Here is a 14,726-nt window from a genome sequence, read left to right as displayed (position 1 = left end):
ACCGGCGCCCCCGATTCTGCCAGGGCCCCCGGCCCGCCGCGCCCGGTCCCGGAGACCCGCGCGGCGCTCAGCCGCGCAGGTCCACCAGGAGCGGCGGCGTGCTCCCGCCCCGTACATGGGTCAGGGACAGCACGGCGTGCCCGGCCGGCACCTCGTGCGCCAGCTCGGAGGCGGACCAGCGCTCCCGCTCCACCTCGCGCACGGTCACCGCGTCCGTGGTCACCGCCTTGCCGGTGACCATCTTCCGTACGGCGTGCAGCGCGCGGGTCATCGGCTGGTCGGCGAAGACCGTGTGTTGGGCGACCTCGGTGGTCTCCACCCGCTCCGTGCCCCACGCCTCGGCGAAGGCCCGGCCGTCCCAGGTGGTGACACCGGAGAACGCCATCCGGCAGCCGACCGCGGCGAGCAGCTGCCCGTGCAGCGCCTCGGGCACCTCGGCGAGGCTCCGCAGCGCGAGCACCGCGCCCGCGTTCTGCGGCCGCAGCCGCGCCAGACCGCGGACGGTGCCCGGGGTGAGCGCGCCGGCCGCGTCGTCGAGGACCAGGCAGACGAAGTGCTTCCGGCCGGTGTCGGCGCGGGCGACCGTCTCGAACTGGGCGAGCAGCAGCCGGGCGAGCAGCCGCGCGGTCTCCTCGTGCCCGCCCTCCGGCAGCGTGATCCGCACCCGCAGCGGGTGCGCGCCGACGGAACGCAGCGAGAACGGCCGTACCGTGCCGCTGCCCCCGCCGAAGAACTCGGCGAACACGGGCCGGTCCAGCGAGGCCAGCCGGTCGGCGAGCGCCGGGCCGACGTCGGCGACGGTGCCGACCTGGCGGATCCGGGACTCCAGCTCCCGGCGCATGCCGGGCGCGGCGTCCTGCGGCAGCCGGTCGAGCAGCACCTGCAGGGTCTCCGGGCGGGCCTCCAGGAGCTCGCGCAGCGCGGGGACCGTCGGGAACGCGCCGTGCGCCTCCCGGTACGGGCCGATCAGCTGCGCCAGCGCGGTGGCGGCGCGCCGGGTCTCGACGCCCTCGACGTCCCCGACCAGGCCCTCGGCCAGGAGCGCGGCGGCCTCGTCGGGGTCGCCGGCCCCGGCGTACAGGTCGAGGTCGTGGCGGGAGGCCGGGTCGCCGATCCGGATCACGACGTCGTACGCGTCGTCCGGGCCGAGCGGCGCTCCGGGGGCGCCGACGGCGACGACGGCGCAGGCCCCGGTGAGCGCCTGCAGGGTGAGCGCCTCGACGACGGGAGCGGTCAGCCGGCGGGTCTTGCCCGCGCCGGACGGGCCGACGGCGAGCAGCGAGGTGCCGAGGAGCCCGGGGTCCAGGGCGAGCCCGGCGCCGGTGTACGCGTGCGGGGTGCGCTCAGCGGGGGCGTACCGGCCGATGCGGACCTGGCCGAGGAGCAGGTCGTGCTCGCCGGCCCGGCGCGGCAGGTCGCGACCGCCGGAGGGGTGCAGGGCGGTGGCGGCGCCCTTCTCCACGACGGTGTCGACAAGGGCGGCCCGGCGGCGGGCGTCGCCGCGGGCGAGGGTCCAGGCGCGGCTCACGCGCGCGCAGTCCACGTCGTTCATCCGCCCGGCGCGGACCTCGGCGGTGAGCCGTTCCGCGGCCCGCTGCTCACCGGCGGCGCGCAGCTCGGGCCACTGCGAGGCGGGCGCCTGCGGGGCGGCGGCCCGGACGGGCGCGGGGCGGTTCCGCCAGTGGGCCAGGGCCTCGCGCCACTTCCCCACCCGGGCGAACGGCCAGACGACGGCGGCGGTGATCAGCGCGTACAGGGGATACACGAGGAACGGCGAGGTGAGCACGGTGTACCCGTCGCCGATGAGCACGACCAGGGAGAGCACCGGCTGGGCGATCGGCAGCGGGTCCCAGCCGACGCCGAAGGCGTCCGGCCAGACGAAGACCAGCGCCGCGAGCGCGCCGGCCGCGGACAGCGCGGCGCGGGTGCCGGGGCCGAAGCGGTCCAGGTAGTGGTGGATCACCTTGCCCCAGGAGCCGAGGCGGGCGACGGCGTACGCGATGAGCAGGAAGATCACGCCGCTGTACACGACGTGCGCCTCGGCGCCGCGCCAGTCGCGGGGCGAGGTGGTGCCGGAGTGCCACCATTCGGCGGGGGTGAGCGTCTGGAGCGGGATCCAGAGGTACGGGACGGTGCCGCGCCGCCACGCGGACCACAGGATCAGCCCGATGACCAGCGGGATCAGCAGCCCGACGACGGTGATCGGCGCGAGCCGCGCGGGCTCCCGGAGCGGCGGCTCGACATGCCGGAACCGCCAGATCCCGAGCCCGGCCTTCGGCCGCGGCGCGTCCAGCCACTCGGCGACGGCAGCGCCGCCGGCCGCCTCGGGGGCGCGGGCGGGCAGCCCGGCCGGCCTCGGCGGGGTGCTCGGCAGGGGCGGGGCCTGGGCCGGTACGGGCGCCGGGGGGCGGTTCACGGGGGCCGGGGGTGCCTCGCCCTGCGGGCCCCGGGCCTCGTACGTGCCGTCCGTGTCCATGTACCGCTTCCCCCTGACCCGCCGGGCCGCACCCGCGCCGCATCTGTCCGTCCGTCAATCTAGTGCCCCGGCCGGGGAGGTTCACCGTTCTGCGGACGCGTCTCGCGGCCCGGCCGGGCCGGGCGCCGCACAATGGGGACGGCCCCCGGCCGCAGCCCCGCTATGTCCGCTTCGGACAACGCGGCACCCCCAACACTCCCGATCGGCGCATGCCCGCCCCCCGCCCGCCCGCCTAGCCTGCGGAAGAAACCCGCACAGTGCGTCCAGAAAACCCCCAGGAGCCCCGCATGAACGCTGTCCCGCAGGAGCGGCGCGTCGTCACCGCCATCCCCGGCCCGAAGTCGCAGGAGCTTCAGGCCCGCCGCCTCGACACCGTGGCCGGCGGCGTGGGCTCCGTGCTGCCCGTGTTCACGGCCCGGGCCGGCGGGGGCATCATCGAGGACGTCGACGGCAACCGTCTGATCGACTTCGGCTCCGGCATCGCCGTGACCACGGTCGGCGCGTCCGCCGAGGCCGTCGTGCGCCGCGCCACCGCGCAGCTCGCCGACTTCACCCACACCTGTTTCATGGTCACCCCGTACGAGGGCTACGTCGAGGTCTGCGAGGCGCTGGCCGAGCTGACCCCGGGTGACCACGCGAAGAAGTCCGCGCTGTTCAACTCCGGCGCCGAGGCCGTCGAGAACGCGGTCAAGATCGCCCGCTCGTACACCAAGCGCCAGGCCGTCGTCGTCTTCGACCACGGCTACCACGGCCGCACGAACCTCACCATGGGCATGACGGCGAAGAACATGCCGTACAAGCAGGGCTTCGGCCCGTTCGCCCCCGAGGTCTACCGCGTGCCGGTCGCCTACGGCTACCGCTGGCCCACGGGTGCCGAGAACTGCGGCCCCGAGGCCGCCGCCCAGGCGATCGACAACATCACCAAGCAGATCGGCGCCGAGAACGTCGCCGCGATCGTCATCGAGCCGGTCCTCGGCGAGGGCGGCTTCATCGAGCCGGCCAAGGGCTTCCTGCCGGCGATCGTGAAGTTCGCCAACGACAACGGCATCGTCTTCGTCGCGGACGAGATCCAGTCCGGCTTCTGCCGCACCGGCCAGTGGTTCGCCTGCGAGGACGAGGGCATCGTCCCGGACCTGATCACCACCGCCAAGGGCATCGCCGGCGGTCTGCCGCTGGCCGCGGTGACCGGCCGCGCCGAGATCATGGACTCCGTGCACGGCGGCGGCCTGGGCGGCACCTACGGCGGCAACCCGGTGGCCTGCGCCGGCGCGCTCGGCGCGATCGAGACCATGAAGGAGCTCGACCTCAACGCCAAGGCGCAGCACATCGAGTCGATCATGAAGTCGCGCCTCTCCGCGATGCAGGAGAAGTACGAGATCATCGGCGACATCCGCGGCCGCGGCGCCATGATCGCCATCGAGCTGGTCAAGGACCCGGCGACGAAGGAGCCGAACCCGGAGGCCGCCGGCGCGCTCGCCAAGGCCTGCCACGCCGAGGGCGTCCTCGTCCTCACCTGCGGCACCTACGGCAACGTGCTCCGCTTCCTCCCGCCGCTGGTCATCAGCGACGAACTGCTGAACGAGGGCCTGGACGTCATCGAGTCCGCGTTCGCCCGGATCTGACGCTCCGTGTGAAGAGGTTGTGGGGGCACGATGGCGGGATGGAATTCCGCCTGTCGGTCCCCCCGCCCCTGCCGTACGGTTTCTGCAGATGAGAGAAACACCCCGCCCGCAGGGGACTGCGGGCAACGGGGCGGAGCCTCCCCAGCCTCGCCCTGACCGTGCCCTCGCGCACACCACTGGAGCCTCCGGCTCTGGAACTCCTCACCGATCGGACGGTCGCCCGCCCCACACCCCCCGGGGCGCGCGGCAGCCCGGTCCACGCCAAAGGGCAGAAGCAACCCCCCCTGCTTCTGCCCTTTGGCCTTCCTCGCCGGGTCGGGCGAAGCGTCAGGTGCTGTGGCAGAACGCCAGCCGCTCGCCCGCCTCCGCGGGCTGCCCCGGCGAGGACGAACGCCTCACCCGGACGCGACCGAGACCTCCGGGAACGAATAGGAGCGCGGCGATCTCCCGCTGGACAGCGACGGGCAGCCTGAGCCACCTCGTGAACACATTGCCCCCAGGTGGGAACAACGAGCGTCAGGGCGCTCGGTAGATCCACTTCGGCAAGGCGGTCCTCCAGCTCCTCGGCCATACGCTCCAGCCGCTCCGCAGCGTGCACCACCTTGCGTGCTTCAGCCAGTGAGCGCGGCTGGAGCTGCTCCACCTCCGCGCGCTCGGCCCGGATCCTGGCCAACTCTTGCCGCAGACCTGACACCCGATCCGCGCCCCGCTCAGCCGGCGAATGGGCTTCAGGGCACATGAGCGATGCCACCACCACGCCGGTCAGGACCTCGTCCGCACCTTCCTTGTCCAGTGTGACGCAGCCTCGCACCTTGCAGACATAGACGCTCCTGCCGCGCCGGTTCCGAACGGCAATGCCGCCTGCGCAGGCGTCGCACACCAGGACACCGGTGAACGCATGCCGTGGCACGCCGGGGCCCGTCCGGCGCCGGGAGGGATCGTTGACGATGGACTGCACCTCATGGAACAGATCATCGTCAACCAGTCCGTCCCAGGACGCCGACACTACAGTCCCCTTGGTGGTGCGGAGTCCGATGTACGCGACATTGAGAACGAGGTCTCGCATGGTCTCCGCGGAGATCGGCCTGCCGCGGCGCCCTTTGACTCCTTTCGCAGCCCAATCCCGCGCGATCGCGCGAAAACTATCCCCGGCCCGTGTCCGGAGGAACAACTCGACGACCAGTGGTGCCCAGTCAGGATGTGCGTACTGGCGGACCGGGACCAGCTTGCCTTTGAGCGTCGCGTAGTCGCGCTGGAAGCCGAAGGGACAGATCCCGTGAGGCTTACCGGCCAGAGCGCTCGCCCGGCATCCCCGCCGTGTGCGATCGCTGATCTTGGCCGACTCGTACTCGCTGTCCACGGCGTCATCGAGCAGGGAGCGACGATCACGGGCGAGGGTCGGGTCGTACGAACGGCCGTGAGACGTGACGTGGATGCAGACCCCTCGCTCCTCGCAGAGTTCGATCAGCTCCACCCATTCCGCCACGCGACGCGAACCGCGTGAGGGCTCCCAGAGAATCAGCACCCCCGCACCGAAGCATCCCTTCTCGAGGTCGCTCACCAGACGGACGAAACCGTCGCGCTCACGGGAGGCGTACCGGGACGCACTCCCTCGGTCCTCGTACGGCGCGCCGAGCGACATGCCTTCCCGGCAGGCTGCCTCGCGGTTGTCTCTGTGCTGCTCGGGAATGGACCGGGCATTCGTCGCGGAGACCCGGAGATACTCCCGTGCGGTCAGCCCTGTCAGGCTGGTCATCGTGCTACCTCGTTTCCCTGCCGAGCGGTTCCGCCCCAGCAGTACTCCCGATCACGAACCAAGACCCCCTGTTCCAGGCCGTTTCAGCGTATTCATGGCGGTACTGGTCATCTCCCTCGTAACCTGGCAAGTTGCCGTGCGAGGCCCGCTGGCCCGGCTGGACGAGAGAATGTCGCGCGCGGTCGTCGATGCCGTCCCGCGATGGCTGTCCGAGGCCGGGGCGGACCTCGGGAACATGGAGGTCGCGCTTCCGGTCCTGGGGTGCGCGATGGCGTACGCGGTGTGGCAGGGGCGGCGGACGGCCGCGCTGTACGCGGGGCTCGCCATGGCCGCCGTGCCGCTGCTGGTGATCCCGCTGAAGGAGTGGACCGCCCGGCCCGGGCCGCTGGAGCCCTGGGCGCAGGGGTACTTCCCCTCCGGGCACACGGCGACCGCGATGGTCGCGTACTGCGGGGCGGCGATGCTGGTGCGCCGGCGATGGGCGATGCCCGTCGCCTGGGTGCTCACCGCGGCGACGGGCATCGGGCTGATCCTGCGGGGTTACCACTGGCCGCTGGACGTGGTGGCCAGTCTCGGTCTGGGGCTGCTGCTCCTGGCCGCCGGCTCCAGGGGGCGGCGCCCTACGGGAAGTACGCGTCGAAGTTCCGGCTGAACTCCCACTGGTTGTAGCGGTCCCAGTTGATGGACCAGGTCATCAGGCCCCGCAGGCCGGGCCAGGTGCCGTGGGTCTGGTAGGAGCCGCAGTTCTGCTTCTTCGTCAGGCAGTCGAGCGCCTTGTTCACCTCGGCCGGGGTGGTGTGGCCGTTGCCGGCCTGGGTGGAGGCGGGGAGGCCGATCGCCACCTGGTCGGGACGCAGGGCGGGGAAGACGCGTGCGGTGTTGCCGGCGACGGGGAAGCCGGTGAGGAGCATGTCGGTCATGGCGATGTGGAAGTCCGCGCCGCCCATGGAGTGGTACTGGTTGTCGAGGCCCATGATCGGGCCCGAGTTGTAGTCCTGGACGTGGAGCAGGGTGAGGTCGTCGCGCAGGGCGTGGATGACCGGGAGGTACGCACCGGCGCGGGGGTCCTGGCCGCCCCAGGGGCCGGAGCCGTAGAACTGGTAGCCGAGCTGGACGAAGAAGGTCTCCGGGGCCATCGTCAGGACGAAGTCCGGGCCGTACTCGGCCTTCAGGGTCTTGAGCGCCGCGATCAGGTTGACGATCACCGGGGTGGTCGGGTTGCGGAAGTCGGTGTCGCCGGTCTGGAGCGAGAGGGAGTGACCTTCGAAGTCGATGTCGAGGCCGTCGAGACCGTACTCGTCGATGATCTTCGAGACGGAGGCGACGAAGGCGTCGCGGGCCGCCGTGGTGGCGAGCTGGACCTGGCCGTTCTGGCCGCCGATGGAGATGAGGACCTTCTTGCCGGCGGCCTGCTTGGCCTTGATCGCCGCCTTGAACTCGGCCGGCGACTCGACGTTCGGGCATTCGGTCTGCGGGCAGAGGCTGAAGCGGATGTCGCCGGAGGTCACCGAGGTCGGTTCGCCGAAGGCGAGGTTGATGACGTCCCACGAGGCGGGGACGTCGGCCATCCGGGTGTAGCCGGAGCCGTTGGCGAAGCTGCTGTGCAGGTAGCCGACGAGGGCGTGGGCGGGGAGCTTGCCGCCCGGGTCGCCGCCGCCCGTGTCCGCGGCCGTCGTCGCGGTGACGGTCGCCGACTTCGGGGACTCGCCCGCGCTGTTCACGGCGCTGATCTGGAAGCCGTACGCGGTCGAGGGCGCGAGGCCGGTGGCGGTGTACGAGGTGCCGGTGACGGTCGCGAGGAGCGCGCCGCCCTTGTACACCTTGTACGACGTGGCGCCCGACACCGCGGGCCACGTGAGCGGGACCGTCGTGGACGTCGGGGCGCCCGCCGTCAGGCCCGTGGGCGTGGCCGGGATCTGGACCGGGTCGCCGCCGGGGCCGGTGAGGGAGAGGTCGTCGGCCTGGTAGGCGCCGGTGCCGTACCAGCCGTGGGTGTGGACGGTGACGGAGGTGGTGGACGCACCGGTGGTGAACGTGGTCGTCAGCTTCTGCCAGTCGGGGGCGGACTGGGTCCAGGTGGACGCGTCGGCGGTGCCGGTCCCGGTCGCGCCGAGGTACACGTAGCTGCCCCGCACCCAACCGCCCAGCGTGTAGGTGGAGTTGGGCTTCACCGTGATGGTCTGGGTGCAGCGTGCGTTGTCGCTGCCCGCGGGTGTGGCCTGGAGGGCCTTCGTACCGGTGCGGACGGGCGTGCCGACGACGGCGCCGCTGCCGGCGGTGCAGCTCCAGCCGTCGAGGCCGGCCTCGAAGCCGCCGTTGCGCAGGAGTTCGGAGTCGGCGGCCTGGGCCGCGGGGGTGAGCGCGACGAGTCCGCCGGCGGCGACGGCGCCGGCGAGCAGAAGGGTGAGGGGTCCGTTGCGTGCCACGACTTCCTCCGGGGACGGGTGTGGGGAGGTGAGCGCGCCACAGCATGGTCCAGACCAATTGAGTGGTCAAGACCTCTGGACCCGATACGCTGTTCGAAAAGTGGGCGCTACTCCTCTTTCTCCCTTGCCAGTTGGCCCGCCGCCTCGTGCATCGCCAGTTCCAGCAGGGCCGCGTCGGTGAGCGTCCCGGAGCCGTCCGGCGGGATCAGCCATCGCACTCCCCCGGCCGCCCGGCCCGGGTACGGCACGACGATCCAGGTCCCGCCGCCCGCACCCCGCACGCCCGTGCCGCACCAGCGGGTGACGGTGCCCGGCGGTACGAAGAAGCCCATCCGGGCGTCGCCGAAGTCGGCGAGCACCGGGCCGGGCCGGTCCACCAGGCGGGTGAGGACGTCGAGCGTCGGATAGCCGAGCTCGGACGGCAGGATCAGCACGTCCCAGCGCCGGCCGGCGGGCAGCAGCGCCACCCCGAGCGGGTTGCGCTCCCACTCCCACCGGCAGGCGTCGGGGTCCGGCGCCACCGAGACGAGCCACTCCACCGCGGCCTTCGGCCCCGAAGCAGTCATCGCGAACGGTCTCCCTTCGATGCGCGGACACCATGTCCACACGCACTCAGAGAGCGGTCGGCCGCGATCATTACGCGGGTTCGGGGAGGAGAATCCGCAGCGTGGAGGCGCAAAAAGGATTCGCCCGGCGCGCGTGGGGCGCATACCGGGCGGATCAGCCGATGAACCGCCGGTCGACGAACCGTCGGCCGGCGGTCCCGCGAAGCGTCGAACCGTCAGCTGTCGAAGCCCAGACCCATCCGGTCCATGGCCTTCAGCCACAGGTTCCGCCGCCCGCCCCTCTCGTCGGCGCGGGCCAGCGACCACTTGGTGATCCCGATCCCGGCCCAGGCCAGCGGCTCCGGCGGGAACGGCAGCGGCTTGGAGCGGACCATCTCCAGCTCGGTGCGCTCGGTCCGCTCCCCCGCCAGCAGGTCGAGCATCACGTCCGCGCCGAACCGCGTCGCGCCCACGCCGAGCCCGGTGAACCCCGCCGCGTACGCGACCTTGCCGCGGTGCGCCGTGCCGAAGAAGGCCGAGAAGCGCGAGCAGGTGTCGATCGCGCCGCCCCAGGCGTGACTGAAGCGCAGCCCCTCCAGCTGCGGGAAGCAGCGGAAGAAGTGCTCGGCCAGCTTGAGGTACGTCTCCGGACGCTGGTCCATCTCGGAGCGGACCCGGCCGCCGAACTCGTACACGGCGTCGTAGCCGCCCCACAGGATGCGGTGGTCGGCGGTGATCCGGAAGTAGTGGAACTGGTTGGCGCTGTCGCCGAGCCCCTGCCGGTTCTTCCAGCCGACGGAGGCGAGCTGCTCCGGGCTGAGCGGCTCGGTCATCAGCGCGTAGTCGTAGACCGGCACGGTGTAGTGGCGCAGCCGTTTGACCAGGGACGGGAAGACGTTGGTGCCGAGCGCGACGCGGCGCGCGACGATCCTGCCGTACGGGGTCTTCACGCCCATGCCGGGGCCGACCGCGAGCAGGTCCAGCGCGGGGGTGTTCTCGTAGATCCGTACACCCGCCTCCAGGCAGGCCCGCTTCAGGCCCCAGGCCAGCTTGGCCGGGTGGAGCATGGCGACCCCGCGCCGGTCCCACAGGCCGCCGAGGAAGGTCGGCGAGTCGACCTCGGCGCGCACCGCGTCGCGGTCGAGCAGCTCCAGGCCGCCGGCGAGTCCGCGCCGGTCGGCCTCGTCGTACTGCTCCTGCAGCTCCTCGACCTGGTACGGCTCGGTGGCGACGTCGATCTCGCCGGTCCGCTCGAAGTCGCAGTCGATGCCGTAGCGGGCGACGGCCTCCTCGATGGCGTCGAGGTTGGCCTCGCCGAGCTGCTCCAGCTTGCCCAGCTCGTCCGGCCAGCGGGCGAGGCCGTTGCCGAAGCCGTGGGTGAGGGAGGCGGCGCAGAAGCCGCCGTTGCGGCCCGAGGCGGCCCAGCCCGCCTCGTGTCCTTCGATGAGCACGACGTCCCGGGAGGGGTCGCGCTCCTTGGCGAGGAGCGCGGTCCACAGTCCGCTGTATCCGCCGCCGACCACCAGGAGATCGCAGTTCTCGGTGTCGGTGAGGGCGGGCAGCGCTCCGGGCTTGCCGGGGTCTTCCAGCCAGAAGGGGACGGGCCGGGCGTCGGAGAGAGATTGTGCAGCGAGACGCATGGCGACTGGGGCCATGGTTTCCAACTCCTTCAGGTGTTGCTGGGGTTGCTCAGGTTGTCGCGTGTTTCTTCCGCCGGTTGGCGATGACCTGGCCGGCGACGACCACCAGGACGGCGATGACGAACATGGCCGTGCCGATGACGTTGATCTGGACGGGCGTACCGCGCTGGGCCGAGCCCCAGACGAACATGGGGAAGGTGACGGTGTTGCCCGAGTTGAAGTTGGTGATGATGAAGTCGTCGAAGGAGAGCGCGAAGGACAGCAGCGCTCCGGACGCGATGCCCGGCGCGGCGATCGGCAGCGTCACCCGCAGGAAGGTCTGCGCGGGGCCTGCGTAGAGATCGCGCGCGGCCTCCTCGAGCCGCGGGTCCATCGACAGGACGCGCGCCTTGACGGCGGCGACCACGAAGCTGAGGCAGAACATGATGTGGGCGATCAGGATCGTCCAGAAGCCCAGCTCGATGCCCATGTTGAGGAAGAGCGCGAGCAGCGAGGCCGCCATCACGATCTCCGGCATCGCCATGGGCATGAAGATCAGCGAGTTGACCGCGCCGCGGGCCCGGAAGCGGTACCGGACCAGCGCGAAGGCGATCATCGTGCCGAGCACGGTCGCGCCGACGGTCGCCCACAGGGCGATCTGCAGCGAGAGCGAGAGCGAGCCGCACATGTCGGCCACTCCGCAGGGGTCCTTCCACGCCTCCAGGGAGAACTCCTGCCAGGCGTAGTTGAAGCGCCCGGCCGGGTTGTTGAAGGAGAACACCGTGACGACGACGTTCGGCAGGATCAGGTACGCGAGCGTGAGCAGGCCCGCGATGACGACGAGGTTCCGACGGAGCCAGCGCATCAGACCAGGTCCTCCGTTCCCGCGCGGCGGATGTAGACGGTGACCATGACCAGCACGATCGCCATGAGGATGAACGACAGCGCGGCGGCGGTCGGGTAGTCGAGGATGCGCAGGTACTGCGACTGGATCACGTTTCCGATCATTCGGGTGTCCGTGGAGCCGAGCAGTTCGGCGTTGACGTAGTCGCCGCTCGCCGGGATGAAGGTGAGCAGGGTGCCGGAGACGACGCCGGGCATCGACAGCGGGAAGGTCACCTTGCGGAAGGTGGTGGCCGGGGAGGCGTACAGGTCCTTGGCCGCCTCGTGCAGCCGGCCGTCGATCCGCTCCAGCGAGGTGTAGAGCGGAAGGATCATGAACGGCAGGAAGTTGTACGTCAGACCGCAGACCACCGCCATCGGGGTGGCGAGCACCCGGTCGCCCTCGGTGAAGCCGAGCCAGCTGGTCACGTCGAGGACGTGCAGGGTGTTGAGGACGGAGACCACGATGCTGTCGTCGGCCAGGATCGTCTTCCAGGCCAGCGTCCGGATGAGGAAGCTGGTGAAGAACGGGGCGATGACCAGGACGAGCAGCACGTTGCGCCAGCGGCCCGCCCGGAAGGCGATCAGGTACGCGAGCGGGTAGCCGAGCAGCAGGCACAGGACGGTGGCCGTGCCCGCGTACAGCAGGGAGCGGACGAACTGCGGCCAGTACTCCTGGAAGGCGTCCCAGTAGGTCTGGAAGTGCCAGGTGACCTGGAAGCCCTGCTCCAGGGAGCCGGTCTGCACGGAGGTGGACGCCTGGTACACCATCGGCAGCACGAAGAAGACGAGCAGCCAGAGGATGCCGGGCAGCAGCAGCCAGTACGGGACGAGCCGCTTGCGGCGGGAGGGCTTGCGCAGCACCGGCTCGGGCACGGCAGGCGGCGCCTCCTTCGTCAGGGTGGAGGTCACGAGGCGTCCTCCACCGATTCCACACCCGCGTCGCCCACTGTCCCGGCAAGCAGGGACTGCGCCGCGTCCAGACCGAAGGTGTGCGCCGCGTTCCAGTGCAGGACGACCTCGGCGCCGGGCACCAGACGGGTGTCGCGCTCGATGTTCTGCTCGTACACCTGGAGTTCCGCGCCCGCCGGGCTGTTCACCACGTACTGGGTGGAGACGCCGATGAAGGAGGAGTCGACGATCCGGCCGGTGACCCGGTTGCGGCCGTCGGCGATCTGCCCCGCGTCGTCGGCGTGCGCGAGGGAGATCTTCTCTGGGCGGACGCCCACCAGCACCTTGCCGCCGGTGCGGACGGCGTCCGTGCAGCGGTCGCCGGGGACGCGGAGCTTGCCGCCGCCGGCGGTGACCAGGACCTCCGTGCCGCCGGTCTCGACGACCTCGGCCTCGATGAGGTTGGAGGTGCCGAGGAAGTTGGCGACGAAGGTGGTGCGCGGGTTCTCGTACAGGTCGGCGGGGGCGCCGAGCTGCTCGACCCGGCCGCCGTTCATCACCGCGACCTGGTCGGCCATCGTCATGGCCTCCTCCTGGTCGTGGGTGACGTGCACGAAGGTGATGCCGACCTCGGTCTGGATGCGCTTCAGCTCCAGCTGCATCTGGCGGCGCAGCTTCAGGTCCAGGGCGCCGAGCGGCTCGTCGAGGAGCAGCACCTGCGGGTGGTTGATCAGGGCGCGGGCGACGGCGACGCGCTGCTGCTGGCCGCCGGAGAGCTGGTGCGGCTTGTGCTTGGCCTTGTCGCCGAGCTGGACCAGCTCCAGCATCTCGTCGACCTGCTTCTTCACCGACTTGATGCCGCGCCGGCGCAGACCGAAGGCGATGTTCTCGTAGACGTCCATGTGCGGGAAGAGCGCGTAGGACTGGAAGACGGTGTTCACCGGCCGCTTGTACGGCGGGAGGTCGGTGACGTCGCGGTCGCCGAGGAAGACGGTGCCGGTGGTGGGCTCCTCCAGGCCGGCGATCATCCGCAGCGTGGTGGTCTTGCCGCAGCCGGACGCGCCGAGCAGGGCGAAGAACGAGCCCTGCGGCACGGTCAGGTCGAGCGGGTGGACGGCGGTGAAGGCGCCGTAGGTCTTGCTGATCCCGGTCAGACGGACGTCGCCGCCGGTGTTCGTGTCAGTCATGGGTGGGAATCCCGGGGTGTCGAGGGGCTGGACGGAGTCGGGGACCGGCTCAGGCGCCGATGAGCTTGGCGAACTTCTCCTCGTACGCCGTCTCTTCCTTGCTGCTGAGCGAGCGGAAGGCGCGGGACTTCGCGGCCATCGCCTTGTCGGGCAGGATCAGCGTGTTGTTCGCGAGCTCGGGGTCGATCTTGGCGAGCTCGTCCTTCACTCCGTCGACCGGGCAGACGTAGTTGATGTAGGCGGCGAGCTGGGCGGCGACCGGGAGCTCGTAGTAGTAGTCGATGAGCTTCTCGGCGTTGGCCTTGTGTCGCGCCTGGGCGGGGACCAGCAGGTTGTCGGTGGAGGTGATGTAGCCGGCGGCCGGGATCGCGTACTTGATGTCCGGGTTGTCGGCCTGCAGCTGGATGATGTCGCCGGCCCAGGCGAGACAGGCGGCCAGGTCGCCCTTGTCGAGGTCCGAGGTGTAGTCGTTGCCGGTGAAGCGGCGGATCTGCTTGGTGTCGACGCCCTTCTGGAGCCGGCCGATCGCCGCGTCGTAGTCGGCGTCGGTGAAGTTCCCCGGGTCCTTGCCCATGTCGAGCAGGGTCATGCCGACGGAGTCGCGCATCTCGGTGAGGAAGCCGACCCGGCCCTTGAGGGTGGGGTCGTCGAGCAGCTGGGTGACCGAGTCGACCTTCCGGCCGCCGGTGGCCTTGGAGTTGTAGGCGATGACGGTGGAGATGCCGGTCCACGGGTAGGAGTACGAGCGGCCCGGGTCCCAGTCGGGGCGGCGGAACTGGGCGGACAGGTTGGCGTACGCGTTCGGCAGGTTGGCCGGGTCGAGCTTCTGCGCCCAGCCGAGCCGGATGATCCGGGCGGCCAGCCAGTCGGTGACGTTGATCAGGTCGCGGCCGGTCTCCTGGCCGGCGGCGAGCTGGGGACGGATCTTGCCGAAGAACTCGACGTTGTCGTTGATGTCCTCGGTGTACTTGACCGTGATCCCGGTCCGTTTCCGGAACGCCTCCAGCGTCGGGCGGGACTTCTCGTCCTCGCTGATGTCCATGTACTCGGTCCAGTTGGAGAAGGCGACGGTCTTCTCCTTGGCCGAGTCGTCGATGGAGGCGGGCCCCTGGCCCTCCCGCTTGGCCGGCGGGATGCCGCAGGCGCTCAGCCCGGCGAGACCGCCGAGGGTGAGCGCGCCGACGCCGCCCGCGCGCAGCATCGAACGGCGGCTGAGCGCGCCCCGGCCGCTCGTGAGACTGCGCCGCATCGCCGCGATCTGCGCGGCGGACAGGCCTTCGGGCTCGTACTGCTCCATGCGCTGTGCCCTTTCGGAAATGGTG

Annotated in this window: 10 protein-coding genes and 2 pseudogenes; 3 read left to right on the top strand and 9 right to left on the bottom strand. The window is 71.2% G+C overall.

All coding sequences use genetic code 11. The features are described from left to right. Positions 1-67 precede the first annotated feature (67 nt). Positions 68-2,476, bottom strand: coding sequence for an ATP/GTP-binding protein (locus ABZO31_RS24530; protein WP_406863429.1), 2,409 nt, complete (start codon positions 2,474-2,476; stop codon positions 68-70). A gap of 287 nt (positions 2,477-2,763) precedes the next feature. Between ABZO31_RS24530 and gabT the strand changes: the two genes are divergently transcribed. Together gabT and ABZO31_RS24520 are read left to right on the top strand one after the other, a co-directional pair. Next, positions 2,764-4,098: a 4-aminobutyrate--2-oxoglutarate transaminase gene (gabT, locus tag ABZO31_RS24525; protein ID WP_406863428.1), complete on the top strand. Its 1,335-nt coding sequence runs from the start codon at positions 2,764-2,766 to the stop codon at positions 4,096-4,098. 88 nt (positions 4,099-4,186) lie between these two features. Continuing rightward, positions 4,187-4,384: pseudogene (locus ABZO31_RS24520) on the top strand (phosphoesterase); the annotation flags it as partial. Between the two features lie 669 nt (positions 4,385-5,053). Here the strand turns inward: ABZO31_RS24520 and ABZO31_RS24515 are convergent. Further along, positions 5,054-5,854 (bottom strand): annotated as a pseudogene (locus ABZO31_RS24515) (recombinase family protein); the annotation flags it as partial. Between the two features lie 94 nt (positions 5,855-5,948). Between ABZO31_RS24515 and ABZO31_RS24510 the strand changes: the two are divergent. After that, positions 5,949-6,506 carry a phosphatase PAP2 family protein gene (locus ABZO31_RS24510; RefSeq protein WP_406863427.1) on the top strand — a complete coding sequence of 186 codons (558 nt, stop codon included), beginning with the start codon at positions 5,949-5,951 and terminating at the stop codon, positions 6,504-6,506. On the opposite strand, the gene ABZO31_RS24505 is transcribed toward ABZO31_RS24510, so the two are convergent. The 7 genes from ABZO31_RS24505 to ABZO31_RS24475 form a co-directional block, all read right to left on the bottom strand. Then, the gene (locus ABZO31_RS24505; protein WP_406863426.1) at positions 6,475-8,280 is read right to left on the bottom strand and encodes a chitinase; all 1,806 of its coding nucleotides are present in this window, start codon (positions 8,278-8,280) and stop codon (positions 6,475-6,477) included. The genes ABZO31_RS24510 and ABZO31_RS24505 overlap by 32 nt on opposite strands. 107 nt (positions 8,281-8,387) lie before the next feature. Next, positions 8,388-8,846: a hypothetical protein gene (locus tag ABZO31_RS24500; RefSeq protein WP_406863425.1), complete on the bottom strand. Its 459-nt coding sequence runs from the start codon at positions 8,844-8,846 to the stop codon at positions 8,388-8,390. A 215-nt stretch (positions 8,847-9,061) separates the two neighbouring features. After that, positions 9,062-10,480 (bottom strand): NAD(P)/FAD-dependent oxidoreductase, encoded by a 1,419-nt coding sequence (locus ABZO31_RS24495; RefSeq protein WP_406863424.1) that lies wholly within the window; start codon positions 10,478-10,480, stop codon positions 9,062-9,064. A gap of 34 nt (positions 10,481-10,514) precedes the next feature. Then, positions 10,515-11,309 carry an ABC transporter permease gene (locus tag ABZO31_RS24490; RefSeq protein ID WP_406863423.1) on the bottom strand — a complete coding sequence of 265 codons (795 nt, stop codon included), beginning with the start codon at positions 11,307-11,309 and terminating at the stop codon, positions 10,515-10,517. Then, positions 11,309-12,238 (bottom strand): ABC transporter permease, encoded by a 930-nt coding sequence (locus ABZO31_RS24485; protein WP_406863422.1) that lies wholly within the window; start codon positions 12,236-12,238, stop codon positions 11,309-11,311. Before ABZO31_RS24485 ends, ABZO31_RS24490 begins: the two co-directional genes overlap by 1 nt. After that, positions 12,235-13,404, bottom strand: coding sequence for an ABC transporter ATP-binding protein (locus ABZO31_RS24480; RefSeq protein ID WP_406863421.1), 1,170 nt, complete (start codon positions 13,402-13,404; stop codon positions 12,235-12,237). Before ABZO31_RS24480 ends, ABZO31_RS24485 begins: the two co-directional genes overlap by 4 nt. A gap of 49 nt (positions 13,405-13,453) precedes the next feature. Then, entirely contained in the window at positions 13,454-14,701 is a 1,248-nt protein-coding gene (locus tag ABZO31_RS24475) for a polyamine ABC transporter substrate-binding protein (protein ID WP_406863420.1), read from the bottom strand. Positions 14,702-14,726: the final 25 nt, after the last annotated feature.

Origin of the sequence: Streptomyces solicamelliae, assembly GCF_045348655.1 — a bacterium.
GTDB lineage: Bacteria > Actinomycetota > Actinomycetes > Streptomycetales > Streptomycetaceae > Streptomyces > Streptomyces solicamelliae.
The sequence above is the reverse complement of the archived record's forward strand: the minus strand, read 5'-3'. Positions and strand labels throughout refer to the sequence as shown.

Excerpts from the sequence above, each read along its gene's own strand:
- ABZO31_RS24490 (WP_406863423.1), bottom strand. The coding sequence starts at position 11,309 with ATGCGCTGGCTCCGTCGGAACCTCGTCGTCATCGCGGGCCTGCTCACG.
- ABZO31_RS24480 (WP_406863421.1), bottom strand. The coding sequence starts at position 13,404 with ATGACTGACACGAACACCGGCGGCGACGTCCGTCTGACCGGGATCAGC.
- ABZO31_RS24475 (WP_406863420.1), bottom strand. The coding sequence starts at position 14,701 with ATGGAGCAGTACGAGCCCGAAGGCCTGTCCGCCGCGCAGATCGCGGCG.
- ABZO31_RS24500 (WP_406863425.1), bottom strand. The coding sequence starts at position 8,846 with ATGACTGCTTCGGGGCCGAAGGCCGCGGTGGAGTGGCTCGTCTCGGTG.
- gabT (WP_406863428.1), top strand. The coding sequence starts at position 2,764 with ATGAACGCTGTCCCGCAGGAGCGGCGCGTCGTCACCGCCATCCCCGGC.
- ABZO31_RS24510 (WP_406863427.1), top strand. The coding sequence starts at position 5,949 with ATGGCGGTACTGGTCATCTCCCTCGTAACCTGGCAAGTTGCCGTGCGA.
- ABZO31_RS24495 (WP_406863424.1), bottom strand. The coding sequence starts at position 10,480 with ATGGCCCCAGTCGCCATGCGTCTCGCTGCACAATCTCTCTCCGACGCC.
- ABZO31_RS24530 (WP_406863429.1), bottom strand. The coding sequence starts at position 2,476 with ATGGACACGGACGGCACGTACGAGGCCCGGGGCCCGCAGGGCGAGGCA.